Source organism: Streptomyces sp. NBC_00162 (assembly GCF_024611995.1).
Taxonomy (GTDB): domain Bacteria; phylum Actinomycetota; class Actinomycetes; order Streptomycetales; family Streptomycetaceae; genus Streptomyces.
Genome location: NZ_CP102509.1, coordinates 5,313,159 through 5,325,324, shown reverse-complemented (window position 1 = coordinate 5,325,324; position 12,166 = coordinate 5,313,159). Strand labels below are relative to the sequence as shown.

The window sequence follows — 12,166 nt, the reverse complement described above, 5'->3', positions numbered from 1 at the left end:
GAGCAACTGAGGACAAGCCCTCGGCCTATTAGTACCAGTCAGCTTCACCCGTTACCGGGCTTCCACATCTGGCCTATCAACCCAGTCGTCTACTGGGAGCCTTACCCTCTCAAGGAGGTGGGAATACTCATCTTGAAGCAGGCTTCCCGCTTAGATGCTTTCAGCGGTTATCCCTCCCGAACGTAGCCAACCAGCCATGCCCTTGGCAGGACAACTGGCACACCAGAGGTTCGTCCGTCCCGGTCCTCTCGTACTAGGGACAGCCCTTCTCAATATTCCTACGCGCACAGCGGATAGGGACCGAACTGTCTCACGACGTTCTAAACCCAGCTCGCGTACCGCTTTAATGGGCGAACAGCCCAACCCTTGGGACCGACTCCAGCCCCAGGATGCGACGAGCCGACATCGAGGTGCCAAACCATCCCGTCGATATGGACTCTTGGGGAAGATCAGCCTGTTATCCCCGGGGTACCTTTTATCCGTTGAGCGACGGCGCTTCCACAAGCCACCGCCGGATCACTAGTCCCGACTTTCGTCCCTGCTCGACCCGTCGGTCTCACAGTCAAGCTCCCTTGTGCACTTACACTCAACACCTGATTGCCAACCAGGCTGAGGGAACCTTTGGGCGCCTCCGTTACCCTTTGGGAGGCAACCGCCCCAGTTAAACTACCCATCAGACACTGTCCCTGATCCGGATCACGGACCGAGGTTAGACATCCAGCACGACCAGAGTGGTATTTCAACGGCGACTCCACCCCAACTGGCGTTGGGGTTTCAAAGTCTCCCACCTATCCTACACAAGCCGAACCGAACACCAATATCAAACTATAGTAAAGGTCCCGGGGTCTTTCCGTCCTGCTGCGCGAAACGAGCATCTTTACTCGTAGTGCAATTTCACCGGGCCTATGGTTGAGACAGTCGAGAAGTCGTTACGCCATTCGTGCAGGTCGGAACTTACCCGACAAGGAATTTCGCTACCTTAGGATGGTTATAGTTACCACCGCCGTTTACTGGCGCTTAAGTTCTCAGCTTCGCACGCCCGAAAGCGCACTAACCGGTCCCCTTAACGTTCCAGCACCGGGCAGGCGTCAGTCCGTATACATCGCCTTACGGCTTCGCACGGACCTGTGTTTTTAGTAAACAGTCGCTTCTCGCTGGTCTCTGCGGCCACCCCCAGCTCAGGAAGCAAGTTCCCTCACCAGTGATGGCCCCCCTTCTCCCGAAGTTACGGGGGCATTTTGCCGAGTTCCTTAACCATAGTTCACCCGAACGCCTCGGTATTCTCTACCTGACCACCTGAGTCGGTTTAGGGTACGGGCCGCCATGAAACTCGCTAGAGGCTTTTCTCGACAGCATAGGATCATCCACTTCACCACAATCGGCTCGGCATCAGGTCTCAGCCTTAATGAGGGACGGATTTGCCTACCCCTCGGCCTACACCCTTACCCCGGGACTACCACCGCCCGGGCTGGACTACCTTCCTGCGTCACCCCATCGCTTACCTACTACAAGTCTGGTTCGTCGGCTCCACCACTTTCCTTTCCCCGAAGGGTCCGGAACGGCTTCACGGACTTAGCATCGCCTGATTCGATATTGGGCGTTTCAAAGCGGGTACCGGAATATCAACCGGTTGTCCATCGACTACGCCTGTCGGCCTCGCCTTAGGTCCCGACTTACCCTGGGCAGATCAGCTTGACCCAGGAACCCTTAGTCAATCGGCGCACACGTTTCTCACGTGTGTATCGCTACTCATGCCTGCATTCTCACTCGTGAACCGTCCACAACTAGCTTCCGCTGCTGCTTCACCCGGCACACGACGCTCCCCTACCCATCACAGCGGGCGTTGGCCCTATTGCTGCAATGACACGACTTCGGCGGTACGCTTGAGCCCCGCTACATTGTCGGCGCGGAATCACTTGACCAGTGAGCTATTACGCACTCTTTCAAGGGTGGCTGCTTCTAAGCCAACCTCCTGGTTGTCTCTGCGACTCCACATCCTTTCCCACTTAGCGTACGCTTAGGGGCCTTAGTCGATGCTCTGGGCTGTTTCCCTCTCGACCATGGAGCTTATCCCCCACAGTCTCACTGCCGTGCTCTCACTTACCGGCATTCGGAGTTTGGCTAAGGTCAGTAACCCGGTAGGGCCCATCGCCTATCCAGTGCTCTACCTCCGGCAAGAAACACACGACGCTGCACCTAAATGCATTTCGGGGAGAACCAGCTATCACGGAGTTTGATTGGCCTTTCACCCCTAACCACAGGTCATCCCCCAGGTTTTCAACCCTGGTGGGTTCGGTCCTCCACGAAGTCTTACCTCCGCTTCAACCTGCCCATGGCTAGATCACTCCGCTTCGGGTCTAGAGCGTGCAACTCAATCGCCCTATTCGGACTCGCTTTCGCTACGGCTTCCCCACACGGGTTAACCTCGCTACACACCGCTAACTCGCAGGCTCATTCTTCAAAAGGCACGCAGTCACGACCGTTGTTCCGAAGAACAACGGCGACGCTCCCACGGCTTGTAGGCACACGGTTTCAGGTACTATTTCACTCCGCTCCCGCGGTACTTTTCACCATTCCCTCACGGTACTATCCGCTATCGGTCACCAGGGAATATTTAGGCTTAGCGGGTGGTCCCGCCAGATTCACACGGGATTTCTCGGGCCCCGTGCTACTTGGGAGATTCTTAAGCAAGCCGCTGATGTTTCGTCTACGGGGGTCTTACCCTCTACGCCGGACCTTTCGCATGTCCTTCGACTACATCAACGGTTTCTGACTCGCCGACCGGCCGGCAGACCGATCAAAAGAATTCCCACAACCCCGCATGCGCAACCCCTGCCGGGTATCACACGCATACGGTTTGGCCTCATCCGGTTTCGCTCGCCACTACTCCCGGAATCACGGTTGTTTTCTCTTCCTGCGGGTACTGAGATGTTTCACTTCCCCGCGTTCCCTCCACATGCCCTATGTGTTCAGGCATGGGTGACAGCCCATGACGACTGCCGGGTTTCCCCATTCGGACACCCCCGGATCAAAGCTCAGTTGGCAGCTCCCCGGGGCCTATCGCGGCCTCTCACGTCCTTCATCGGTTCCTGGTGCCAAGGCATCCACCGTGCGCCCTTAAAAACTTGGCCACAGATGCTCGCGTCCACTGTGTAGTTCTCAAACAACGACCAGCCACCCATCACCCCACCAGACAAGCTAGTGAGTTCACTGGGGCCGGCACTGAAGACATGACCTCACGGCCGTACCTTCAGGACCCAACAACGTGCCAGACACGATCCCGTCCACTGTCACTGTTTTCCACGCCGAAGCAGTACTCACAGGAAGTTTCAGAAACCGTGCCAAATAATCAACGTTCCACCCATGAGCTGACCGTGCAGAACATTTGTCTGCAATCGGTACTGTGCTCCTTAGAAAGGAGGTGATCCAGCCGCACCTTCCGGTACGGCTACCTTGTTACGACTTCGTCCCAATCGCCAGTCCCACCTTCGACAGCTCCCTCCCTTACGGGTTGGGCCACCGGCTTCGGGTGTTACCGACTTTCGTGACGTGACGGGCGGTGTGTACAAGGCCCGGGAACGTATTCACCGCAGCAATGCTGATCTGCGATTACTAGCGACTCCGACTTCATGGGGTCGAGTTGCAGACCCCAATCCGAACTGAGACCGGCTTTTTGAGATTCGCTCCACCTCACGGTATCGCAGCTCATTGTACCGGCCATTGTAGCACGTGTGCAGCCCAAGACATAAGGGGCATGATGACTTGACGTCGTCCCCACCTTCCTCCGAGTTGACCCCGGCGGTCTCCTGTGAGTCCCCATCACCCCGAAGGGCATGCTGGCAACACAGGACAAGGGTTGCGCTCGTTGCGGGACTTAACCCAACATCTCACGACACGAGCTGACGACAGCCATGCACCACCTGTATACCGACCACAAGGGGGGCACTATCTCTAATGCTTTCCGGTATATGTCAAGCCTTGGTAAGGTTCTTCGCGTTGCGTCGAATTAAGCCACATGCTCCGCCGCTTGTGCGGGCCCCCGTCAATTCCTTTGAGTTTTAGCCTTGCGGCCGTACTCCCCAGGCGGGGAACTTAATGCGTTAGCTGCGGCACCGACGACGTGGAATGTCGCCAACACCTAGTTCCCAACGTTTACGGCGTGGACTACCAGGGTATCTAATCCTGTTCGCTCCCCACGCTTTCGCTCCTCAGCGTCAGTAATGGCCCAGAGATCCGCCTTCGCCACCGGTGTTCCTCCTGATATCTGCGCATTTCACCGCTACACCAGGAATTCCGATCTCCCCTACCACACTCTAGCTAGCCCGTATCGAATGCAGACCCGAGGTTAAGCCTCGGGCTTTCACATCCGACGTGACAAGCCGCCTACGAGCTCTTTACGCCCAATAATTCCGGACAACGCTTGCGCCCTACGTATTACCGCGGCTGCTGGCACGTAGTTAGCCGGCGCTTCTTCTGCAGGTACCGTCACTTTCGCTTCTTCCCTGCTGAAAGAGGTTTACAACCCGAAGGCCGTCATCCCTCACGCGGCGTCGCTGCATCAGGCTTTCGCCCATTGTGCAATATTCCCCACTGCTGCCTCCCGTAGGAGTCTGGGCCGTGTCTCAGTCCCAGTGTGGCCGGTCGCCCTCTCAGGCCGGCTACCCGTCGTCGCCTTGGTGGGCCATTACCCCACCAACAAGCTGATAGGCCGCGGGCTCATCCTTCACCGCCGGAGCTTTCAACCCCTGCCCATGCAGGCAGGAGTGGTATCCGGTATTAGACCCCGTTTCCAGGGCTTGTCCCAGAGTGAAGGGCAGATTGCCCACGTGTTACTCACCCGTTCGCCACTAATCCACCCCGAAGGGCTTCATCGTTCGACTTGCATGTGTTAAGCACGCCGCCAGCGTTCGTCCTGAGCCAGGATCAAACTCTCCATGAATGTTTACCCGTAATCGGGTGCACACATCACGTAGAGCGGGCCAGTCATGGTCGGAATAAGACCGACTGACCACTGCGTCCTCGCTGTGTAATTGCCTGCAAGCACCCCGAAACGGAGCCTCACAGGTCTTTTTCAAAGGAACCTCATCCACCGAAGTGGACGGGGTATCAACTTTTGGCGTTGATTTTTGGCACGCTGTTGAGTTCTCAAGGAACGGACGCTTCCTTTGTACTCACCCTCTCGGGCTTTCCTCCGGGCTTTCGTTCTGTGTTCTTGCGTTTCCGACTCTATCAGACTCTTTCGGGCCCGATTTCCTCGGTGCTTTCCAGGTCCTGCGCTTTCGCGCTTTCCCTTTCCGGCGGTTCCGACTCTATCAGAAGATTTCCACCGGATTTACCGGCTTCGGATTCCTGAATGAGGAGTCGATTGCACCCTGCACTGGAATTCGATTCCTTGCAGGGGCGAGAGAGATTGTAACCATCGCTGCCGAACTTGTCCAGTTCGAGGCAACCGTTCGAATCTACCTCCCCGTTCGCCCTGTGTCAACAGGGCTTCCGGGACAACGGGGAGACTAGCAGCTCAGCGGGCTTGTACGCACGTCAGGCCGCGGTGGGGAGCGTCGCCGTGCGGTCGGCTGCCTCCACGTCGCCCGCCTCACCGGCGCGGGAGGCCCTGGCACCCAGGATGAAGACGTAGAGCAGGAAAGCTGCCTCGGCGACGACGCCGATGGTGATGCGGGCCCAGGTGGGCAGGCCGGACGGGGTCACGAAGCCTTCGATCAGGCCTGAGACGAAGAGGACCACCGCGAGGCCGATGGCCATGCCGAGGGCCGCGCGGCCCTGTTCGGCGAGGGCTGTACGGCGGGTGCGGGGGCCCGGGTCGATGACCGTCCAGCCCAGGCGCAGCCCGGTGCCCGCGGCGACGAAGACCGCCGTCAGTTCGAGCAGGCCGTGCGGGAGGATCAGGCCGAGGAAGACGTCGAGACGGCCGGCGGAGGCCATCAGACCGAGGCCGACACCGAGGTTGGCCATGTTCAGGAAGAGGATCCACAGCACCGGGATCCCCAGGAACGCGCCCAGGACCAGGCAGATCGCGGCCGCCTGGGCGTTGTTCGTCCAGACCTGGGCGGCGAAGGAGCCCGCGGGGTGGCTGGAGTAGTACGTCTCGTACTCGCCGCCGGGCTTCGTGAGTTCCTTGAGGTGCTCCGGGGCCGCGATGGCGCCCTGGACCTCCGGGTGGGTGGCTATCCACCAGCCGATGAGCACGCCGAGCGCCGTGGAGAGCAGCGCGGTCGGTATCCACCAGCGGCGGCTGCGGTAGACCGCGGCCGGGAAGCCCACCGTGAAGAACAGGACCGCGTCGCGCCAGCCGGCCCGGCGGGTGCCCGTCACCGTGGCACGGGCCCGGGCCACCAGCTGGGTCAGCCGGCCGGTGAGCATGGGGTCGGGGGCACTGGACTGGACGAGGGAGAGGTGGGTGGAGGTGCGCTGGTAGAGGGCGACGAGTTCGTCGGCCTCGGCGCCGGTCAGCTTGCGGCCGCGGCCCAGGAGCTGTTCCAGGCGGTCCCATTCCGCGCGGTGTGCCGTCACGAAGACGTCGAGATCCATCCGGTTGCCGCTCCCCTGCCCCAGTGCCCCTGCTGCTGGCTATTCCTCGTGTGGTCAGCTTGGCAGACTGGATGCCGCAGGGGCGGGGCAGGTCACGTGAAAGGTGCTGTGGTGAGCGATCTGGTGACGGGGGACGCGGTTGTCCTGGGGTTGAGGCCGGCGAGGCTGCCGAGCCGGGCGCTGGCGATCGTCCTCGACCTGGTCGTGTACGTCGCCGGGTACCTGATCCTCTCGATCGGTCTGGCGTTCTCGATCGCCTCGCTCGACGAGGCCGCTCAGGCTGCCGTGACGGTGGCGTCCTTCGTGCTGCTGCTGGTCGGTGTGCCGATCGCGGTGGAGACGCTCTCCCACGGGCGGTCGCTGGGCAAGCTCGCCTGCGGGCTGCGCGTGGTGCGGGACGACGGCGGGCCCATCCGGTTCCGGCACGCGCTGGTGCGCGGGGCCATGGGGGTCGTGGAGCTGCTGATGACCTTCGGGGCCGTGGCGTGCATCGCCTCGCTGGTGTCGGCGCGCGGGCGGCGGCTCGGTGACGTGTTCGCGGGGACCCTGGTGGTCCGGGAGCGGGTGCCGGGGGCGCGGGTGATGCCGGTTCCTCCGCCGCCGCCGTGGCTGGCCGGTCGGTTCACCGGGCTGGATCTGTCGGCGGTGCCGGACGGGCTGTGGCTGGCGGTACGGCAGTACCTGACGCGGATGAACCAGCTGGATCCGGCGGTGGGCGCGGCGATGGCGGCGCGGCTCGCGGACGATCTGGTGGCGCGGACGGGGGCGCCCGCACCGGTGGGGGTGCCGGCCGCCGCGTTCCTGATGGCCGTGGTGCACGAGCGGCAGTCGCGGGACGCGGCCCGGGCTTTCCGCCCGTCCCCTTCGGTTCCGGCCGCCACCGGGTTCGGGCCCGCGCCGATACCCGCGTCCCATCCCGTGCCACTTCCGCAGGTCGCTCCCGCGCCGGTGGCTCCCGCGCCGGTGGTGCCCGTGGAGGCGCCGCGCGCCGGTGGGTTCGCGCCGCCCGCCTGAGGGGTCACTCCTCGAATGCCGAGGGCGGGGTCTCCAGGTGTTCCAGCTCGATGCCCGGCGCGGACAGGACCACGTCGCCCGCGATGTGGACCGTGTGGACCTCGCCGGTGTCCAGGGCGCTGACCTGGTACTCGTCCACCATGAGCGGACCGCTGTCGGTGGGGTGCTCCTCGCGGCGCAGCAGGGCCCAGGCCTGGTCGACCGTACGGGGGGCCAGTACCGGGTCGGTGAGGGCGAGGAGCCGGACGCGGGTGGCGGGGGCGCCGGGGGTCAGGCGCAGCAGGCGGGCCGTCGCGATGAGGAAGGCCGGTGAGGTGCCGGTGAAGCCGGGGGCGTGGACGTTCCCCTCGGTGGCCTCGGCGCCCGTGGGGTCGGTACGGACCCAGGTGACCCCGTCGATGGCGGCCCCGCGGACCTGCCAGCTCGACGCGTTCACCTCGAGGCGGATGGGGCGGCCCAGTTCGTCGATGGCCAGGTCCACGGAGCCCCGGTGGTCGCCGTTCGGGGCGGTCAGCTGGGAGACGTAGCGCCAGCCGGAGGGTCCGGGGGCGCAGTGGAAGTGCTCCTCGCCGAGGGGGGCGTGGTCGTGCGGGTCGTGGAGTGAGTAGCGGCCGCGGGGCATCGTGTCGGTCCTTGGATGGGTACGGGGCAGGCCCCCGGCATCTCCGCCGGGGGCCTGCGTGACGTGCTGCCGCTACGGCCGCGTGGGGATCAGTAGCGGTAGTGGTCCGGCTTGTACGGGCCCTCGACCTGGACGCCGATGTAGGCGGCCTGCTCGGGACGCAGGGTGGTGAGCTTGACTCCCAGCGCGTCCAGGTGGAGGCGGGCGACCTTCTCGTCCAGGTGCTTGGGAAGCACGTACACGTCGGTCGGGTACTCCGACGGCTTCGTGAACAGCTCGATCTGGGCCAGCGTCTGGTCCGCGAAGGAGTTCGACATCACGAACGACGGGTGACCCGTCGCGTTGCCCAGGTTCAGCAGACGGCCCTCGGACAGCACGATCAGAACCTTGCCGTCGGGGAACTTCCACGTGTGGACCTGCGGCTTGACCTCGTCCTTGACGATGCCCTCGATCTTCGCCAGACCGGCCATGTCGATCTCGTTGTCGAAGTGACCGATGTTGCCCACGATCGCCTGGTGCTTCATCTTGGCCATGTCCGCGGCCATGATGATGTCCTTGTTGCCGGTCGTGGTGATGAAGATGTCCGCCGTCTCCACGACGTCCTGGAGCGTGGCGACCTGGTAGCCGTCCATCGCCGCCTGGAGCGCACAGATCGGGTCGATCTCGGTGACGATGACCCGCGCACCCTGCCCGCGCAGCGACTCGGCGCAGCCCTTGCCGACATCGCCGTAACCGCAGACGACCGCGACCTTGCCGCCGATCAGGACGTCCGTGGCACGGTTGATGCCGTCGATCAGGGAGTGGCGGCAGCCGTACTTGTTGTCGAACTTCGACTTCGTCACGGCGTCGTTCACGTTGATCGCCGGGAAGAGCAGGCTGCCCTCGTCCATCATCTCGTAGAGGCGGTGGACACCGGTGGTGGTCTCCTCCGTCACGCCGCGGATCTCGGACGCAAGCTGCGTCCACTTCTGCGGGGCCTCGCCGATGGTGCGGTTGAGGAGCGTGAGGATGTGGGCGTACTCCTCGGAGTCCGCGGTGGACGGGTCCGGGGCCGCGCCGGCCTTCTCGAACTCGACGCCCTTGTGGACCAGGAGGGTGGCGTCACCACCGTCGTCGAGGATCATGTTCGGGCCGCCGGTGGGGGTGTTCGGCCAGGTCAGCGCCTGCTCCGTGCACCACCAGTACTCCTCCAGCGTCTCGCCCTTCCAGGCGAAGACGGGGATGCCCTGCGGGTTCTCCGGGGTGCCGTTCGGGCCGACCGCGATGGCGGCGGCCGCGTGGTCCTGGGTGGAGAAGATGTTGCAGGAGGCCCAGCGGACGTCGGCGCCGAGGGCGACCAGGGTCTCGATGAGCACGGCCGTCTGCACGGTCATGTGCAGGGAGCCGGTGATGCGGGCGCCGGCCAGGGGCTGGGCCTCCGCGTACTCGGCGCGGATCGACATCAGGCCCGGCATCTCGTGCTCGGCCAGCGTGATCTCCTTGCGGCCGAAGGCGGCGAGGGAAAGGTCTGCGACCTTGAAGTCCATGGGTGCTGCTCCTCATGGTTCGAGAGGGTGGGTACGGCTGAGCCGTGCGCCTGCCGTGCCTGAGCAGGGGGCGGCGCACCGAGCACAGTCCGTCGGGGGCCCTCTCTCCCCTCGGCCGGTCACGAGGACCGCCCGACCGCCATCAGCAGCGACGCCTGACACTGATGACGAATCTACACCGATCGGCCCAGCGCTCCCCAGTCGGCGGGTGGCAAGTCGCGGCCGGAATTCGGGTCCTCCGGCCGGCAGGTTCGGGGCCTTTCGGACTTTTGATCCATCCCTTGCCCGGGGAAGGATTCCGATGGATCGGAACACGTGAACGATCGCGCGATCCCGCAGGCCGCAGGCCGCCCACGGCGTAAGGAGATTTCAAGTGACCAGTCCGGCAGGCCCTCCCGCCGGGGGAGGGCAGAAGCGCCTGAAGCTGCTCGCCGTCACCGCGTGTCCCACCGGGATCGCGCACACCTACATGGCCGCGGAGAAGCTGCAGCAGGCCGCCGATCGCCTCGGTATCGACATGAAGGTGGAGACGCAGGGCTCCATCGGGGCCGAGAACGTGCTCACTGACAACGATGTCAGGGAGGCCGACGGCATCATCATCGCCGCCGACAAGGAGGTCGACCGCGAACGCTTCGCGGGCAAACGGGTCCTGTCCACCGGTGTCGCGGACGGCATCCACAAGCCGGAGGAGCTGATCGAGCGCGTGCAGGGCGCGCCGGTGCAGACCGGTACGGCCGTTGGCGCGGGCGGCGGGCGGCGGGCGGCGGGCGGCGGGCGGCGGGCGGCGGGCGGCGGGCGGCGGGCGGGAGCCCAATACCGCCTACAAGGCGCTGATGAACGGCGTCTCGCACATGATCCCGTTCGTGGTCGTGGGCGGTCTGCTGCTGGCCGTCTCGATCGCACTCGGCGGCCATTCCACGTCCAAGGGCATCGAGTTCGACCAGAACTCGTTCTGGTTCTACGTCAACGCCCTGGGCGGTCTCGGCTTCAAGCTGATGCTGCCGATCTTCTCCGGCTACATCGCCTTCGCCCTCGGTGACCGGCCGGCCCTCGTACCCGGCATGATCGGCGGCTTCCTCGCCGCCGATGCCGTCAACATCTACGGGGCCGAGGCCAACGCGGGCTTCCTGGGGGCGATCGCGACCGGCTTCCTGGCGGGCTACCTGGTCGTCTGGATCAAGAAGGTCAGGGTTCCCAAGTTCGTCCAGCCGATCATGCCGATCATCGTGATCCCGATCGTGTCGACGGTCGCGCTCGGCCTGGCGTACATCTACGTGATCGGCCGGCCCATCTCCTGGATGTTCACGCACCTGACCAACTGGCTGAACGGGATGACCGGCTCCAGCGCGATCGTGCTCGGCACGCTGATCGGCCTGATGATCGCCTTCGACATGGGCGGTCCGGTCAACAAGACGGCCTTCCTCGTCGCGGTGGGCCTCATCGGCACCAACAACGCGGTCATGGGCATGGCCGCGGCAGCGATCCCGGTGATGCCGCTCGGCCAGGGCCTGGCGACGCTGCTGCGCCGCAAGGTCTACTCCGACCAGGAGCGGGAGACGGGAATCGCCGCACTGTTCATGGGCTTCTTCGGCATCTCGGAAGGTGCCATTCCGTTCGCCGCGGCGCGACCGGCGCAGGTCATCCCCGCGAACATGCTCGGTGGCGCGGTCGCCGGTGCGATCGCCGGTCTGTCCGGGGTCGAGGACTCGGTGCCGCACGGCGGTCCGATCGTCGCGGTGTTCGGCGCCGTGAGCGGGGTCGCGATGTTCTTCGTCGCGATCGCGGCCGGCACGGTCGTCACCGCGCTGACCACGAACGCGCTGATCGAGATCAAGCAGCGCAAGGGCGACGGGAGCGCGCCGCAAGTGCTCGCCCCCGCGCCGGTCCTGGCCGGTGTGGGTGCCGGTGTGGGCGCCGGTGTAGGTGGGACGGCCGTACGGGCGCAGGCCGCGCCCTCGGCGGCGGCAGCCGCCCCGGCCGGGCGGCCGGAGGTGCTCTCCGGGTACCTGGCCGAGCGGACGGTGAGGACGGAGCTGGCCTCGGACTCCAAGGAGGCGGCGATCCGCGAGATGGCGGAGATGCTCGCCGCCACTGGCAACGTCCGGGACGTGGACGAACTCGTACGGGTCGCGCTCGCCCGGGAGGCGCAGGGTACGACCGGCCTCGGCGAGTCCATCGCGATCCCGCACGCCAAGACGGACGCGGTGACCCGGCCCACTGTGGGCTTCGCCCGGTCCGGCGAGGGCATCGAGTGGGGCGCCCTGGACGGGACGAAGGCCCGGCTGATCTTCATGATCTCGGTGCCGGAGGCCGCGGCCGGAGACGAGCACCTGCGGATCCTGGCGCTGCTGTCGCGCAAGCTGATGGACGGCGGCTTCCGGGAACGGCTGCAGAGCGCTCCGGACGAGCCGGCGATCCTGGACGTGCTGAGCGAGATCCGGTAGCCCTCGCGCGCCGC

The 12,166-nt window shown here is 64.5% G+C and carries 4 protein-coding genes, 2 rRNA genes and 1 pseudogene; 2 read left to right on the top strand and 5 right to left on the bottom strand.

All coding sequences use genetic code 11. The features are described from left to right. Positions 1–8 precede the first annotated feature (8 nt). The 3 genes from JIW86_RS24755 to JIW86_RS24745 form a co-directional block, all read right to left on the bottom strand. Positions 9–3,131: ribosomal RNA gene (locus JIW86_RS24755) — 23S ribosomal RNA — on the bottom strand. Between the two features lie 283 nt (positions 3,132–3,414). After that, positions 3,415–4,939: ribosomal RNA gene (locus JIW86_RS24750) — 16S ribosomal RNA — on the bottom strand. The 16S and 23S rRNA genes sit together here, the layout of an rRNA operon. Before the next feature lie 599 nt (positions 4,940–5,538). Next, complete coding sequence (locus JIW86_RS24745) at positions 5,539–6,546, bottom strand: stage II sporulation protein M (RefSeq protein WP_215149762.1); 1,008 nt, start codon at positions 6,544–6,546, stop codon at positions 5,539–5,541. A gap of 111 nt (positions 6,547–6,657) precedes the next feature. Between JIW86_RS24745 and JIW86_RS24740 the strand changes: the two genes are divergently transcribed. Then, the gene (locus JIW86_RS24740) at positions 6,658–7,560 is read left to right on the top strand and encodes an RDD family protein (RefSeq protein WP_257556093.1); all 903 of its coding nucleotides are present in this window, start codon (positions 6,658–6,660) and stop codon (positions 7,558–7,560) included. Between the two features lie 4 nt (positions 7,561–7,564). Here JIW86_RS24740 and JIW86_RS24735 read toward each other — a convergent pair whose 3' ends face one another. Then, a complete protein-coding gene (locus JIW86_RS24735; protein WP_257556092.1) occupies positions 7,565–8,182 on the bottom strand; it encodes a hypothetical protein in 618 nt (205 codons plus the stop codon). An 89-nt stretch (positions 8,183–8,271) separates the two neighbouring features. Beyond that, a complete protein-coding gene (gene ahcY / locus JIW86_RS24730; protein WP_257556091.1) occupies positions 8,272–9,708 on the bottom strand; it encodes an adenosylhomocysteinase in 1,437 nt (478 codons plus the stop codon). Between the two features lie 373 nt (positions 9,709–10,081). Between ahcY and JIW86_RS24725 the strand changes: the two are divergent. Then, positions 10,082–12,152: pseudogene (locus JIW86_RS24725) on the top strand (fructose-specific PTS transporter subunit EIIC). Positions 12,153–12,166: the final 14 nt, after the last annotated feature.